Origin of the sequence: Streptomyces durmitorensis, from assembly GCF_023498005.1 — a bacterium.
GTDB lineage: Bacteria > Actinomycetota > Actinomycetes > Streptomycetales > Streptomycetaceae > Streptomyces > Streptomyces durmitorensis.
On record NZ_CP097289.1, the window covers coordinates 7762893 to 7777400 of the forward strand.

At 70.9% G+C, this 14508-nt stretch carries 14 protein-coding genes; 9 read left to right on the forward strand and 5 right to left on the reverse strand.

Annotation, left to right across the window (positions count from 1 at the left end; genetic code table 11):
- The first annotated feature begins 81 nt into the window (after positions 1-81).
- The 5 genes from rpe (at position 82) to M4V62_RS34775 (ending at position 4427) form a co-directional block, all read left to right on the forward strand.
- Entirely contained in the window at positions 82-768 is a 687-nt protein-coding gene (gene rpe, locus M4V62_RS34755; protein WP_249591149.1) for a ribulose-phosphate 3-epimerase, read from the forward strand.
- Positions 769-974: 206 nt separating this feature from the next.
- Complete coding sequence (locus tag M4V62_RS34760) at positions 975-1973, forward strand: sugar-binding transcriptional regulator (RefSeq protein ID WP_249593136.1); 999 nt, start codon at positions 975-977, stop codon at positions 1971-1973.
- A 76-nt stretch (positions 1974-2049) separates the two neighbouring features.
- Positions 2050-2451, forward strand: coding sequence for a guanyl-specific ribonuclease (locus M4V62_RS34765; RefSeq protein ID WP_249591150.1), 402 nt, complete (start codon positions 2050-2052; stop codon positions 2449-2451).
- Positions 2448-2810: a barstar family protein gene (locus M4V62_RS34770; RefSeq protein ID WP_249591151.1), complete on the forward strand. Its 363-nt coding sequence runs from the start codon at positions 2448-2450 to the stop codon at positions 2808-2810. Before M4V62_RS34765 ends, M4V62_RS34770 begins: the two co-directional genes overlap by 4 nt.
- A gap of 174 nt (positions 2811-2984) precedes the next feature.
- Positions 2985-4427 carry a GuaB1 family IMP dehydrogenase-related protein gene (locus M4V62_RS34775; protein ID WP_249591152.1) on the forward strand — a complete coding sequence of 481 codons (1443 nt, stop codon included), beginning with the start codon at positions 2985-2987 and terminating at the stop codon, positions 4425-4427.
- A 70-nt stretch (positions 4428-4497) separates the two neighbouring features.
- Here the strand turns inward: M4V62_RS34775 and M4V62_RS34780 are convergent, their stop codons facing one another.
- The 3 genes from M4V62_RS34780 to M4V62_RS34790 are packed head-to-tail and all read right to left on the reverse strand — an operon-like array spanning position 4498 to position 7477.
- Positions 4498-5559, reverse strand: coding sequence for a GDSL-type esterase/lipase family protein (locus tag M4V62_RS34780; protein ID WP_249591153.1), 1062 nt, complete (start codon positions 5557-5559; stop codon positions 4498-4500).
- On the reverse strand, positions 5556-6365 hold the full coding sequence (locus M4V62_RS34785; protein ID WP_249591154.1) for an SDR family NAD(P)-dependent oxidoreductase: 810 nt from the start codon (positions 6363-6365) through the stop codon (positions 5556-5558). The genes M4V62_RS34780 and M4V62_RS34785 overlap by 4 nt, the downstream gene beginning before the upstream one ends.
- On the reverse strand, positions 6362-7477 hold the full coding sequence (locus M4V62_RS34790; RefSeq protein WP_249591155.1) for an LLM class flavin-dependent oxidoreductase: 1116 nt from the start codon (positions 7475-7477) through the stop codon (positions 6362-6364). The genes M4V62_RS34785 and M4V62_RS34790 overlap by 4 nt, the downstream gene beginning before the upstream one ends.
- Positions 7478-7806: 329 nt before the next feature.
- Here M4V62_RS34790 and M4V62_RS34795 point away from each other — a divergent pair, with 329 nt between their 5' ends.
- A complete protein-coding gene (locus tag M4V62_RS34795) occupies positions 7807-9276 on the forward strand; it encodes an amino acid permease (protein WP_249591156.1) in 1470 nt (489 codons plus the stop codon).
- A gap of 10 nt (positions 9277-9286) precedes the next feature.
- Positions 9287-9742 (forward strand): Lrp/AsnC family transcriptional regulator, encoded by a 456-nt coding sequence (locus M4V62_RS34800; protein ID WP_190084898.1) that lies wholly within the window; start codon positions 9287-9289, stop codon positions 9740-9742.
- A gap of 135 nt (positions 9743-9877) precedes the next feature.
- Here the strand turns inward: M4V62_RS34800 and M4V62_RS34805 are convergent, their stop codons facing one another.
- Positions 9878-10519 (reverse strand): Repetin, encoded by a 642-nt coding sequence (locus M4V62_RS34805; protein ID WP_249591157.1) that lies wholly within the window; start codon positions 10517-10519, stop codon positions 9878-9880.
- 342 nt (positions 10520-10861) lie between these two features.
- On the opposite strand from M4V62_RS34805, the gene M4V62_RS34810 reads away from it, so the two are divergent.
- Together M4V62_RS34810 and M4V62_RS34815 are read left to right on the forward strand one after the other, a co-directional pair.
- Positions 10862-11650, forward strand: coding sequence for a carbon-nitrogen hydrolase family protein (locus M4V62_RS34810; RefSeq protein ID WP_249593137.1), 789 nt, complete (start codon positions 10862-10864; stop codon positions 11648-11650).
- A gap of 71 nt (positions 11651-11721) precedes the next feature.
- Entirely contained in the window at positions 11722-13416 is a 1695-nt protein-coding gene (locus tag M4V62_RS34815; protein ID WP_249591158.1) for a flavin monoamine oxidase family protein, read from the forward strand.
- A gap of 102 nt (positions 13417-13518) precedes the next feature.
- On the opposite strand, the gene M4V62_RS34820 is transcribed toward M4V62_RS34815, so the two are convergent.
- Positions 13519-14451 (reverse strand): LLM class F420-dependent oxidoreductase, encoded by a 933-nt coding sequence (locus M4V62_RS34820; protein WP_249591159.1) that lies wholly within the window; start codon positions 14449-14451, stop codon positions 13519-13521.
- Positions 14452-14508: the final 57 nt, after the last annotated feature.

Here is a 14508-nt window from a genome sequence, read left to right on the forward strand (position 1 = left end):
TGGTCCATGGTCAAAGGAGCCCGTCGGCTCACGCTGCGGACCGCGGAAGGCAACCGGCGCCGGGCATGGCAGTCTTGGGGCATGGCCGTGCAGATCAATCCCAGCATCCTGTCCGCGGATTTCGCCCGTCTTGCCGAGGAGGCAACGGCGGTCGAAGGTGCCGACTGGCTCCATGTCGACGTCATGGACAACCACTTCGTCCCTAACCTCACCCTTGGGGTGCCGGTCGTAGAGTCCCTGGCCCGAGCGACGGACACGCCGCTGGACTGCCATCTGATGATCGAGGACGTCGATCGCTGGGCTCCGCAGTACGTCGAAGCGGGCGCCGGGTCCGTCACCTTCCACGTGGAGGCGGCCGCCGCACCCGTCCGCCTGGCCCGTGAGATCCGCGCCCAGGGCGCCCGCGCCTCCATGGCGCTGAAGCCCGCGACGCCCATCGAGCCCTACGAGGATCTCCTCTCCGAGCTCGACATGCTGCTGATCATGACCGTCGAGCCGGGGTTCGGCGGCCAGGCGTTCCTCGACATCATGCTCCCGAAGATTCGCCGCACCCGCGAGTTGATCAGCAAGCACGGCCTCGAACTCTGGCTCCAGGTCGACGGCGGTGTCTCGGCCGCGACCATCGAGCGCTGCGCCGAGGCCGGCGCCGACGTCTTCGTGGCGGGCTCGGCCGTGTACGGGGCGAACGACCCCGCAGCGGCGGTACGTGCACTGCGCAGCCAGGCGTCCGGGGCGATGTCCACGGCGGCATGGGCATGCGGCCACTGAGCCACGGATACGTGAACGCAGTCCTTCAGGGCTGATCAAGTACGTCGGATCTGCAAGGATGAACGACGAACCCAGTTGCGGCGCGGCAATGCGCGTGAAGTCGTGGCAATGCGCGCGAAGCCGCACCAATGGGTGTGAATGCGTGAACGACAGTTGCTTGAAATGACAGTGAGGAGATCGTCGTGTCGACGGGCGGCCGGTCAGCCATGCGGATGGGACCCGCGGAGCTGGTGCAGGCGGCGGCCATGGCCCGCCGCTTCTATCTCGAGGGCAAGTCCAAGATCCAGATCGCCGAGGAGTTCGGCGTGAGCCGCTTCAAGGTGGCCCGGGTCCTTGAGACGGCTCTCGAGCGCGATCTCGTACGGATCGAGATCCGTGTGCCCGCCGAGCTGGACGCGGAGCGCTCGGACGCGCTCCGTGCCCGCTACGGCCTGCGGCACGCGGTCGTCGTCGAGTCGCCGTCCTCCGCCGACGAGGTCGAGGAGTCGCCCGACCCCGAGAACCTCGGTGAGGTCGCGGCCGATCTGCTCGGCGAACTGGTGACCGAGGGCGATGTGCTCGGCCTGGCGTGGGGGCGCTCGACCATCCACATGGCCGCGGCCCTCGACCAGCTGCCGCCGTGCACGGTCGTGCAGCTGACGGGTGTGTACGACGCCGGGACCGCCGAACGCGGTTCGGTCGAGGCCGTGCGGCGTGCCGCGCAGGTCTCCGGCGGCGAGGCCCACCCCATCTACGCGCCGATGCTCCTGCCGGACCCGGCCACGGCCGCCGCGCTGCGGAACCAGACTGGGATCGCGCGGGCGTTTGAGTACTTCGACAAGGTCACCGTCGCCGCCGTCTCCATCGGCTCCTGGGAGCCCGGCATCTCCACCGTCCACGACATGCTCAGCGACGAGGAGCGCGCGCACTACGCCTCGCTGGGTGTGGCCGCCGAGATGTCCGCGCACCTCTTCGACGCCGAGGGGCGTCGGGTCGGGCGTGACCTGGGGGAGCGGTGCATCACGGTCGAAGCCGACCGGCTCCGGCGGATTCCTGAGGTCGTCGCCATCGCGGGCGGGCAGCGGAAGGCCGCCGCGATTGACGCGGTGCTGCGGTCGGGGCTTGTGACCAGCCTGGTCACGGACACGGCCGCGGCAGACCAGCTGCTTGTCATGGGGGCCACTCCGCACCCCGCGCTGGACCGGGCGGACCCGGACGGGAGCTGAGTCGGCTGCGGGTTGTGGGTGGCTGGTCGCGCAGTTCCCCGCGCCCCTGACGGGGCGCCGTGGCAGCATCTGTCGCATGTCGACCCGCTTTGTGCCTCGTGTGCTGGGGGTGCTGCTCGCCTGTCTCGCCGTGCTCGTTGCCGGGTGCTCATCGGACGGCGCGGGGAGCGCCTCCACCTCCGCCCCCGCCTGGGCCCGCGGGATGCCCACCGTCCAGGCTGACCGGCTGCCCGCCGAGGCGCGGCGGACGTTGCGGCTCATCGATGACGGCGGGCCCTTCCCGTACGAGAAGGACGGCTCGGTCTTCAGCAACTTCGAGCGGGAGCTGCCGCGGCGCGAACGCGGCTACTACCGCGAGTACACAGTGCGCACCCCCGGCGAACGCGACCGGGGCGCACGGCGGATCGTCACCGGGAGCGGCGGCGAGACCTACTACACCGACGACCACTACACGTCCTTCAAGGCGGTACTGAGATGACGTCCGAGCCGATGCAGCCCGTACTGGAGGCCGTCCGCGCCGCCGGCATGGCCACCGTCTCGATCGACCTGAGCGGCGTGAGCGACAAGGCGGCCTTCATGGACCGCTGCGCCCGCGCGCTCGAGCTGCCCGACTGGTTCGGGCGCAACTGGGACGCGCTCGCCGACTGCCTCACCGACCTGGGATGGGCGCCCGCCGCACCCGGACGGCTGCTCGTCGTCAGCGGCTGGCAGGAGTACGCCGAGGCGGCGCCCCAGGAGTGGATCGTGGCCCAGGAGGTGTTCACCGACGCGGTCGAGTACGCCAGGGGGCGCGGGACGGGCCTGGAGATCGTTCTCGCGCTCGGCACCCGGGCCTGAGCGGACGGTGACCGTCGCGGCCGGTACTTGGAGGTTCCGACCAGGGCCCTCGCGCCCCGGCTGGGTGATCATCCCAGGCGGTGCACCGCCCCGGACATGGGACACTGAAGTACGTGCTTTTCCCTCGGCCTAACTGTCCGGGGGCCACCTCTGATCGACTGGGATGAGCAGCACGTGCGTTTCCTCAATGACATCCAGCCTGCGTACGACCTGACGTACGACGACGTCTTCATGGTGCCGCGGCGCTCCGCCGTCGGATCGCGCCAGGGCGTGGACCTCTCGTCGCCGGACGGCACCGGCACCACGATCCCGCTGGTCGTCGCGAACATGACCGCGATCGCCGGACGCCGCATGGCCGAGACCGTCGCCCGCCGCGGCGGTCTCGTCGTGATCCCGCAGGACATTCCGATCGAGGTCGTCACCGAGGTCATCTCCTGGGTCAAGACGCGCCACCACGTCCTGGACACCCCGATCGTCCTGGCCCCCACGCAGACCGTCGCCGACGCGCTCGCGCTGCTGTCCAAGCGCGCGCACAACGCGGGCGTCGTCGTGGACGCCGACCAGAAGCCGATCGGCGTCGTCACCGACACGGATCTGAACGGCGTCGACCGCTTCACCCAGATCTCCGAGGTCATGTCCAAGGACCTCGTGCTCCTCGACGCGGACATCGACCCGCGCGACGCGTTCAACAAGCTGGACCACGCGAACCGCCGCTATGCCCCCGCCGTGGACAAGGACGGCCGCCTCGCGGGCATCCTGACCCGCACGGGCGCCCTGCGCGCGACGCTCTACTCGCCCGCCGTCGACGCCAACGGCAAGCTGCGCATCGCCGCCGCCGTCGGCATCAACGGCGACGTGGCGGCCAAGGCCAAGCAGCTCCTGGACGCGGGCGCGGACACGCTCGTCGTGGACACCGCGCACGGCCACCAGGAGTCGATGATCGCCGCGGTCAAGGCCGTGCGCGCGCTCGACCCGCAGGTGCCGATCGTCGCGGGCAACATCGTGGCCGCCGAGGGCGTACGGGACCTGATCGAGGCCGGTGCCGACATCATCAAGGTCGGCGTGGGCCCCGGCGCCATGTGCACCACGCGCATGATGACCGGCGTCGGCCGCCCGCAGTTCTCCGCGGTGCTCGAATGCGCCGCCGAGGCCAAGAAGTTCGGCAAGCACGTGTGGGCCGACGGCGGTGTCCGCCACCCCCGTGACGTCGCCATGGCGCTGGCCGCCGGTGCGTCGAACGTCATGATCGGTTCGTGGTTCGCCGGGACGTACGAGTCCCCGGGCGACCTGCAGCAGGACGCCAACGGCCGCCTGTACAAGGAGTCGTTCGGCATGGCGTCGGCCCGCGCGGTCAAGAACCGCACGAGCGAGGAGTCGGCCTACGACCGCGCCCGCAAGGCGCTGTTCGAGGAGGGCATCTCGACCTCGCGGATGTTCCTGGACCCGGAGCGGCCCGGCGTCGAGGACCTGATCGACTCGATCATCGCGGGTGTCCGTTCCTCCTGCACGTATGCGGGCGCGGGGTCCTTGGAGGAGTTTGCGGAGCGGGCCACTGTGGGTGTGCAGAGCGCTGCGGGCTATGCGGAGGGCAAGCCCCTCCACGCCTCCTGGAGTTAGCCGCTTCGCGGGGAGCTGTGTGATGCGTCCGCGGGTTTGCCGTGGCTGGTCGCGCAGTTCCCCGCGCCCCTTAAGGGGCCTGGGCCGCCGCCACCGCTTTCGCCAGCAGGGCGTGGCCTTCGTCGCCCGGATGCACCCCGTCCACCAGGTGCCCGGCGTCCAGCAGTTCGCCGCCCGGCAGCAGATCGGTCCCCGCGTCCAGGGCCGCCCGCTCCACGGCGGTCCGCAGGTCCCGGAGCGTGGCGCCCAGCGCGTTCGGCACCGTCTCGGCGTCCGGGCGGACCACGGGGGAGACCACCAGGAGAGGGACGTCCGGGTGGCCCCGGCGCACCAGGTCCAGGAACGCCCGCACCGTCTCGTAGAGAAGCCCCGCCGAATGCGGCGTACGCGACCAGCAGTTCGTGCCGAAGGCGACCGTGATCAAGTCGGCGTCCAGCGAGGCGAGTTGCTCGGCGCTCGCCATCTCCCCGCGTGCCGCGCCCGCGTACCCGAGGTTCACCGTCTCCACTCCGAGTGCCCGGCCCGCGAGCGCGGGCCACGCCAGATGCGGCCGTGACACCGACCAGCCCTCCGTGATCGAGTCGCCGTGGACGAGCCAGCGCGGTCGCCGTGCGGCGGGCTCGATCGTGCCGCCGCCGACGGGGCGTACGCCATGGATGACGGGGCGCAGCGCCTCCGGCAGATGGACGGTGAAGGTCCCGTCGGTGCGGGGGAGGTCAAGGCGCGCCAGGTGGGCACCCGGCGATGCGGGCGCCTCGGCCACGACCGGAGCGCGGAGGGCGCTTCCCGGGCCGTCCGTGGCGTTCGGGCTCGTGGCGCGCTCGGCGCCGCCCGCCGCGCCTGCCGGCCACGCGTCGTGCAAGGCCCTGAAGTCGTGCAAGGCCGTGAAGTCGCACAAGGCCGTGAACACGTGCGGCACTTCGCGGTACGAGTCGGCGGGCGAGGGCTCCGACGCGGTGTACTCGACCTCCACCGCGCTCACTCCCCGTGCGGTGAACTCCAGCCTGACACCGGCCGGGACGCCTGCCCGCTCCCAGGTGTCCGCGGGCAGCCGATCCCGGTCGGCCGGGTCGGCGCGCACCACCCGGCCGTCCTCGGTCCACCAGGGCGCGCCCCGCACGAACTCCCTCACCGCGCACCGCCGATGGTCGGATAGGGGAACTTCACGCCCACCCCGCCGTCCACGACGAGCGTCTGCCCGGTGACGTACGAGGACAGCGGCGAGGCGAAGAAGAGCAGGGCGGACGCGATGTCCGAGGTCTCGGCAACCCGGTCGAGCGGGGCGTTGCGGGCGTTGCGCGCACGGCCCTCCTCGCCGATCAGGCCCGCCACGCGCGGCGTCCAGACGACGCCGGGCGCCACCGCGTTGACCCGTACACCGCGCGGGCCGTACTCCACCGCCGCCGAGCGGACCAGGGAGATCAGGCCCGCCTTGGCCGCGCCGTACGCGGCGTGCAGGGGCGCCGCCGTGAGGCCCGACACCGACGCGACGAAGACCAGGGGGCCGCCGCCCGCCTCGGCCAGCGCCTGCCCGCCGTACTGGACCGCGAGCCAGGCGTGCCGCAGGACGAGGGAGAAGTGCCAGTCCCAGGACGCGTCGTCGAGCTCCTCAAGGGGCGTGTAGCGGGCCATGCCGACGATGTCGACGACACCGCCGATCTCGCCGAACTCCCGGCGTGCGTAAGCGAAGAGCTCCCGTACCTCGGCGCGGCGCGTCACATCCGCGACGTACGCGACGGTGCCCGTCTCGGCCGCGACCGCTTCGGCGCGGCCCTTGTCGAGATCCACGCACAGGACCCGCGCGCCCGCGGCCGTGAGCGCGTGCGCGGTCTGGCGGCCGATGCCGTTGCCCGCGCCGAGCAGGACGAAGGCGCGGCCGTCCAGGCGGTGGAGGGCGGCGTAGTCGGGGACGGGCGAGGTGTCGAGGGGCTCGCTCACGGTGCCGTCCGCCGGGGCTTGTACGACGCCAGTTCCGGGATGACTTCCTTGCCCAGGATCTCGATCGTGCGCAGGATCTCCCGGTGCTCCAGATAGCCCCACTGGACGTAGCAGATGAGCTGGTCGATGCCGAGGTCGGCGTAGTGCTTGGCCTTGCGGACGATCGTCTCCGCGTCACCGATGAGGATCATGTCGCCGTCGCTGAACTCCTCGACGGGGACGCTCCCTTCGATGATCGGGGTCAGGAGGGGGAAGGTCCGCTCGCGCTCCTCGGGGGTCAGGTGCGGCAGCTCCCAGTCGAGCGTGAACTGGGCCAGGTTGCGGTACCACCAGGCCACCGAGTCCCAGACCCTGCGCGAGGGACGGTCCGCCACGTGCACCAGCGTGTACGCGCTGACGCGGTCCGTGGTGACGTCCGTGAGGGGGGACGGCGTGCGCGCCGCCGCGCGGTAGGCGGCGACCTGACGGGCCATCGCGTCGAGCGGCTGCATGATCGAGAAGGAGAGCAGGCCGAGGCCCGCCGCGCCCGCCACCTCCGCCGAGCCGGGTGACGTCGCCGCCATCCAGCACGGGGGATGCGGGCCCTGGACCGGCTTCGGTGTGACCATCCGGCGGGGGAAGGAGAACCGCTCGGACTCGTAGGCGAAGTACTCCTCGCGCCACATGCCTGTCACGATCTCGATCGCCTCGCGCCAGTCGGACCGCGACTGCTCCCTGTCGACGCCAAATGCCGTCTGCTCCATGGGAGTCGAACGCCCCGTCCCCCACTCCACGCGCCCTTCCGAGAGCACGTCCACCGCCGCCACCTTCTCCGCGATCCGCTGCGGGGGAGTGAAGCCGAAGGGGGTGAGGGTGACGCCGAAGCCGAGGCGTATCCGCTCGGTGAGCGCCGCGAGATGGCCGAGGAGCACCTCGGGTGCCGGGCAGTGCGAGCGGCCCTCGCGGAAGTGGTGCTCCACGGCCCACACCGTGCGGAAACCGACCCGGTCCGCGAGCCTGATCTGCTCCACGGCCTCGCGGTAGGCGCGCTGCTCGGCGGTGCGCTGCCCGTGCGGATGGGGTCCGTTCCAGGGCTTCGGTACGTCGATCTCGTACAGCACATCGAGGTCCATGGCCTGCTGCCTCCCTCTCGACCGGGGTGCGCGATCGGCTCGACCGGAGTGCACGATGGGGGAGATCTGACGAAGTGTCAATGACCGTCAGGGAGCCTCGGCACGCAACGGACGAAACGGACCGCGCAATGAAGACCCGCAGGAAGGGGATGTACGCAACGATCATGCGGGCCTGCGCAAGGTTGCTGCATTACGTACGTGAAGAACGCCTCATAGAGTCATCCGCTGTACGTGGTGTGGCGGGGACCGCCTGCTCGGCGGTCCCCATCCATGCGTGGGGCCTGCCGCCGGTCCCGCCGCCCTGACCGGCAGCGATGAAGGAGCCACGCGTGCTCGACCAAGGCGCACCCCCGCAGAACCGCCCAAGCCCCCCGGGGGTCCAGGGGCTTGGCCGCCGCTTGATGCGGCGCAAGCCGGTGGAACTCCTGGTCGCGGAGGGCGGCCAGGGTGAGGGCGGCTCGCTGCGGCGCTCCCTCGGCATGTGGCAGCTGACCATGATCAGCATCGGCGCCACGCTCGGCACCGGCATCTTCGTCGTCCTCGGCGAGAGCGTCCCCAAGGCCGGACCCGCCGTCACGATCTCCTTCGTGATCGCCGGACTCACCGCGCTCTTCTCCGCGCTCTCGTACGCCGAGCTCGCGGGCTCCATACCGGTCGCGGGCTCCTCGTACTCATACGCGTACGCAACGATGGGTGAACTCGTCGCCTGGGTCTGCGGCTGGTGCCTGGTCCTGGAGTACGGCGTATCGGTCGCGGCGGTCGCCGTCGGCTGGGGCGAATACCTCAACGAGCTGCTCGACGGGACCATCGGCGTCACGATCCCGGACGCGCTCTCCGCGGCGCCCGGTGAGGTCGACGGCGCCATCATCAACCTGCCCGGCCTGATCGTCGTGCTGCTCGCCATGGTGTTCCTGCTCGGCGGCGCCAAGGAGTCGGCGACGGCCAACACGATCATGGTCATCGTGAAGATCGCCGCCCTCGTGCTCTTCTGCACCATCGGCTTCATGGGCTTCAAGTCCGGCAACTACTCCGACTTCATGCCGCTCGGCACGGCCGGGGTCAGCGCCGCCGCCGCGAGCCTCTTCTTCTCGTACATCGGCTTCGACGCCGCCTCCACCGCGGGTGAGGAAGCGAAGAACCCGCAGCGCGACCTGCCCCGCGCGATCATGCTCTCGCTGATCATCGTCACGGCTCTCTACGTCCTGGTCGCCGCGGTCGCCGTCGGTGCCTGGAACTGGACGGACTTCGAGGGCTCCGAGGCCACGCTTGCCGCGATCATGAACGACGTCACCGGTCAGAGCATGTGGGGCACGATCCTCGCCGCGGGCGCGGTCATCTCCATCGCGTCCGTCGTCCTGACCGTGCTCTACGGCCAGACCCGCGTCCTGTTCGCCATGTCCCGCGACGGCCTGGTGCCCAAGGTGTTCGGCAAGGTCAGCAAGAAGACCGGCACGCCCCGCGTGAACACCGTCATCGTCTCGCTGTTCTGCGGCGCGCTCGCCTCGGTCATCCCGCTCGGCAAGCTCGTCGACGCCACCAGCATCGGCACGCTCTTCGCCTTCGGTCTGGTCAACGTCGCGGTGATCGTGCTGCGCCGGACGCGTCCGGACATGCCGCGCACCTTCCGGGTGCCGCTCGGCTGGCTCTTCCCGGTGCTCGGCTTCGGCTTCTGCGCCTACAACATGTTCAGCCTCGACTCGGTGACCTGGGTCGTGTTCGGTGTCTGGATGGCCGTCGGCCTCGTGTTCTACTTCCTGTACGGCATGAGCCGCTCCCGATTGGCCTCCGCAGAGAAGTGATCCACCCCCAGTGCGACTGAACGATCTCGACGAACGCATCGTGCACGCCCTCGCCGAGGACGCCCGCCGTTCCTACGCCGACATCGGCCAGCTGGTCGGGCTCTCCGCGCCCGCCGTGAAGCGGCGCGTGGACCGGCTCCGGGAGACCGGGGCGATCACCGGATTCACGGTCCGGGTCGACCCGGCGGCCCTGGGGTGGGAGACCGAGGGGTTCATCGAGATCTACTGTCGCCGCAACACCTCGCCGGAGGCGATCCGGCGAGGGCTCGAGCGTTATCCGGAGATCGCGTCCGCCTCCACCGTCACCGGGGAGGCGGACGCCGTCGTCCAGGTCTTCGCGGCCGACATGCGGCACTTCGAGCGGGTGCTGGAGCGGATCGCGGGGGAGCACTTCGTGGAGCGGACGAAGTCCGTGCTGGTGCTGTCCCCTCTGATGCGGCGGTTCTCTTCGGGGTCGCCTGCGTAAGCGCTCCGCTGGATGGGCGGTCCGGATACTGCGGGTCGTTCGTGGCTGGTCGCGCAGTTCCCCGCGCCCCTTCGGGGCGTTCCCCCCCTGTTGTACGGGTGGCTCCCCCTGCTCCGTGGCTTTCGCGGCCGGGCGTCAGTTCGTGGGGTACGGCACCTTCCACGGCACGACGTCGAAGTCGCCGGTGCCCTTCTTGACCTTCTCGTGCGGCGCGGAGCTCGTGCACTTGGTCAGCTTCTTGGTGTTGTCGGGGGCGCCCGTCGCGGCCCAGCTGTACCCCACGCGGTCCTGCTCGCCCTGGTCGTGGACGGTGAAGCCGACGCGGCCGCCCTTGATCTGCTTCAGGTTCGTGTCCGTGATGATGCCGGTCGCCGTGGCGACCTTGCCGCCGGTCATCAGGCAGTCGATGCGGCCCTTCGCCCAGCCGCCCTCGCCGCCCGGCTTGTCCAGGTGGACGAAGCTGAAGGTGCCGGTCGCCTTGGTCGGGTCACCGTTGTTCTTCGCCGCCAGGTGCGCGTCGAAGGTGAACGTGACGTCCTCGGTGGTCTTGCGGTACATCTTCGCCTTGCCGGTGAGCGCGGCCGCCTCGCGGGGCTTGGCCTGGGCGTCGGTGGGTGACGCGGAGTGTGCCGTGCCCGGGTGCGCCGCTCCGGAGCGCGCCGCGTCGTCGCCGGACGCGACGGCCACGCCCGCGGCCCCGGCGGTCAGCAGCAGCGCGGCGCCCACGGCGATGGCGCGGGGGTGATTGCGGTGGCGGGGCGAGGTCGTGCGGCTCATGGGAGCCCTCCGTCTTCGAGGCCGTTCACCCGGCGTTTCCGGGTGAGATCACGCTCTCGCGGAAGGGGGGGGCCGGCACGTCCGGCCACGGGCGGGACCCCCCTTCCGCCGTGCGGCGGGGGCCCGGCGCGGACCCCTGCGCCTGGAGGTGGACACCCCCGATACCCGAGGCGCACGGCGCCGCGCAACGAATCGCCGTTCAGGGCCCCGCACGCGCAACGGATCGAGCATCTGCCCGCAACGCTCGCGCCTTGTCCGGCCGGGCCCGCCGACCGTACGGTCTAACGGTCCCCACCAGTCCGTCCGTCCCTTCGCATGCCCCGAGGTCCCGCCATGCCCCCGCTGCGCACCGCCCTGCTCCAGAGCTCGGGCCGCCCCGGCTCCGTCGCCGCCAATCTGAAGGCGCTCGACGAGGCCGCTGCCCGTGCCGCCGCTGCGGGCGCGGGCCTCCTGGTGGCCCCGGAGATGTACCTCACCGGGTACGCGATCGGCGACGACGTGGCACGCCTCGCCGAGCCCGCCGACGGGGCGTCCGCCACCGCGATCGCCGAGACCGCCCTGCGCCACGGCGTCGCGGTCGCCTACGGCTACCCGGAGCGGGGCGGCGAGCAGGTCTTCAACGCCGTCCAGCTGATCGGCCCCGACGGCGCGCGCCTGGCGAACTACCGCAAGACCCACCTCTTCGGCTGCTTCGAGCGCGACTCCTTCACCCCCGGTGAACAGGCCGTCGTGCAGGCGGAGTTGGGCGGTCTGCGGATCGGTCTGATGATCTGCTACGACGTGGAGTTCCCGGAGAACGTCCGCGCGCACGCCCTGGCCGGCACCGACCTGCTGCTCGTGCCCACGGCCCAGATGCACCCCTTCCAGTTCGTCGCCGAGTCCGTCGTGCCGGTGCGGGCCTTCGAGAACCAGATGTACGTCGCGTACGTCAACCGGGTCGGCAAGGAAGGGGAGTTCGAGTTCGTCGGGCTCTCCACGCTGGCCGGTCCCGACGGAGTCGCGCGCACCCGCGCCGGACGGGACGAGCAGCTGGTGTTCGCCGACGCCGACCCGGCCTTCCTCGCCGCGTCGCGCGAGGCCAACCCCTATCTGCGCGACCGCCGCCCGGGTCTGTACGCGTCCCTGATCTGAACCTCCCCCGCCTCTCCCCGAGCCTGCCCTTCTTCTTCTGTTCTGCCGTTCCCGCAAGGAGTCCGTACCTCATGACGTCCACGGTGCCCACCGCCGTCCAGCACACCGACGCGCAGCCGCCGATCACCATGTTCGGTCCGGACTTCCCGTACGCGTACGACGATTTCCTCGCCCACCCGGCGGGCCTCGGCCAGATACCCGCGACCGAGCACGGCACGGAGGTCGCGGTCATCGGCGGCGGTCTGTCCGGCATCGTGGCGGCGTACGAACTGATGAAGATGGGCCTCAAGCCCGTCGTCTACGAGGCCGACCAGATCGGCGGCCGACTGCGCACCGTCGGGTTCGAGGGCTGTGACGGCGACCTGACCGCCGAGATGGGCGCGATGCGCTTCCCGCCGTCCTCGACGGCGCTCCAGCACTACATCGACCTGGTGGGCCTCAAGACCCGGCCCTTCCCCAACCCTCTCGCGGAGTCGACCCCCTCGACGGTCGTCGACCTCAAGGGCGAGTCCCACTACGCGACGTCCGTCGACGACCTGCCCCAGGTCTACCGCGACGTGATGAACGCCTGGAACTCCTGCCTGGAGGAGGGCGCCGACTTCTCCGACATGAACCGCGCCCTGCGCGAGCGCGACGTGCCCAAGATCCGCGAGATCTGGTCCAAGCTCGTCGAGAAGCTCGACAACCAGACCTTCTACGGCTTCCTCTGCGAGTCCGAGGCCTTCAAGTCCTTCCGGCACCGCGAGATCTTCGGCCAGGTCGGCTTCGGCACGGGCGGCTGGGACACCGACTTCCCGAACTCCATCCTGGAGATCCTGCGCGTCGTCTACACCGAGGCCGACGACCACCACCGCGGCATCGTCGGCGGCAGCCAGCAGCTGCCGCTGCGCATGTGGGACCGCGAGCCGCAGAAGATCGTGCACTGGGCGCCCGGCACCTCCCTGAGCTCGCTGCACGAGGGCGGTGTGCCCAAGCCCGCCGTGACCCGTCTGGACCGCACCGCGGGCAACCGCGTCACCGTCACCGACTCCTCGGGCGACATCCGCACCTACCAGGCGGTGATCTTCACCGCCCAGTCCTGGATGCTGCTCTCCAAGATCGCGTGCGACGACACGCTCTTCCCCATCGACCACTGGACGGCGATGGAGCGCACCCACTACATGGAGTCCTCCAAGCTCTTCGTCCCGGTCGACCGGCCTTTCTGGCTGGACAAGGACGAGGAGACCGGCCGTGACGTCATGTCGATGACGCTCACCGACCGCATGACGCGCGGCACCTACCTCCTGGACGACGGCCCGGACAAGCCCGCGACCATCTGCCTCTCCTACACCTGGTGCGACGACAGCCTGAAGTGGCTGCCGCTGTCGGCGAACGAGCGCATGGAGGTCATGCTCAAGTCGCTCGGCGAGATCTATCCCAAGGTCGACATCCGCAAGCACATCATCGGCAACCCGGTGACGGTGTCGTGGGAGAACGAGCCGTACTTCATGGGCGCCTTCAAGGCGAACCTGCCGGGCCACTACCGCTACCAGCGGCGTCTGTTCACGCACTTCATGCAGGGCGCGTTGCCCGAGGACAAGCGGGGGATCTTCCTCGCCGGTGACGACATCTCCTGGACGGCCGGGTGGGCCGAAGGCGCCGTGACGACCGCGCTGAACGCCGTGTGGGGCGTCATGCATCACCTTGGCGGGGCCACGGACGGGACCAACCCTGGTCCCGGGGACGTGTACGACGAGATTGCTCCCGTCGAGCTGCCGGAAGACTGACAGCGCCGTTTCGCCTCGGGCGCGGGGGTCTGTGACGGTCAGCCGTGGCTGGTCGCGCAGTTCCCCGCGCCCCTGGGGCGCGCCCCTTCGGGGCCCGCCCCCCTATACCCCGGCTGCCCTCGCCGCCTCGTACACCTCCGCCGCCAGGTCCTTCAGTTCCTCCGCGTCCCGTGTGCTGCCCGCGAGCTCGATGAGGATCTCTTCCACCGCGCCCACCGAGGCGTGCGCCGCGATGTCCTCGACGATCTGCGCGACGTTGCCCCGGAAGGGGGCGCGCTTCTCGCCCTCGTACGCGGTCGGCGTGTACCGGGCGTTGACCCGCAGGACGCTCTGGACCGGCCGCGTGCGGCCCCGCTCGGCGGCCAGGTCCTTCAGCGTCTGGGCCTGCTCGGCAAGCTGCGCGGCGCCCGTGCCGATCGGCATCCAGCCGTCGGCGCGGTCGACGAGCCTGCGCAGGGCGCGCGGGCTGCCCGCGGGCAGCAGGATCGGGATGGGGCGCGCGGGCTTGGGGCCGACCACCGAGGGGGCGATCGTCGTCAGCTCCCCTTCGTACGACACCGGGTCCGGGCCCCACACCGCGTGGCAGACGTCGATCAGCTCGTCCAGGACCTTGCCGCGCCGGTTGAAGGGGGCCACTCCCGCGGCCGCGTACTCGTCGTGCGACCAGCCCGTGCCGAAGCCCGCGACGACGCGGCCGCCGCTCGCCGCGTCCAACGTGGCGAGGGAGCGCGCCAGTTGGAACGGCACGTGCAGCGGGGCGACCAGGACGCTGGTGCCCAGGCGGGCCCGCTCGGTGGCCGCGGCGGCGAGCGTCAGCGTGACCAGCGGGTCGGCCACCGAGCGGTACGTGTCGGGCCAGGGCAGGCCCTCGATGCCGTACAGGCCCTGGGTCGCGGGCTCGGGGAACAGGACGCGCTCATAGACCCACAGGCTCTCGTACCCGATCTCCTCGGCCGCGCTGGCCACGGCCGGGACGTCACGGCCGAGGTGATACTGCCGGCCCTGCGGGAGGCCGAGCCCGAGTCGTGTGGCCATGCTGGTGCTCCTTCGCATCCGGGGTCACTGCGTTCAACGTACAGCTGTCGCCGGGGA

Bases quoted from the DNA above. Each gene is read 5' to 3' on its own strand.
- M4V62_RS34790 (WP_249591155.1), bottom strand. From the start codon at position 7,477: ATGGACCTCGATGTGCTGTACGAGATCGACGTACCGAAGCCCTGGAAC.
- M4V62_RS34765 (WP_249591150.1), top strand. From the start codon at position 2,050: ATGTCGACCCGCTTTGTGCCTCGTGTGCTGGGGGTGCTGCTCGCCTGT.
- M4V62_RS34760 (WP_249593136.1), top strand. From the start codon at position 975: ATGCGGATGGGACCCGCGGAGCTGGTGCAGGCGGCGGCCATGGCCCGC.
- rpe (WP_249591149.1), top strand. From the start codon at position 82: ATGGCCGTGCAGATCAATCCCAGCATCCTGTCCGCGGATTTCGCCCGT.
- M4V62_RS34820 (WP_249591159.1), bottom strand. From the start codon at position 14,451: ATGGCCACACGACTCGGGCTCGGCCTCCCGCAGGGCCGGCAGTATCAC.
- M4V62_RS34815 (WP_249591158.1), top strand. From the start codon at position 11,722: ATGACGTCCACGGTGCCCACCGCCGTCCAGCACACCGACGCGCAGCCG.
- M4V62_RS34805 (WP_249591157.1), bottom strand. From the start codon at position 10,519: ATGAGCCGCACGACCTCGCCCCGCCACCGCAATCACCCCCGCGCCATC.
- M4V62_RS34770 (WP_249591151.1), top strand. From the start codon at position 2,448: ATGACGTCCGAGCCGATGCAGCCCGTACTGGAGGCCGTCCGCGCCGCC.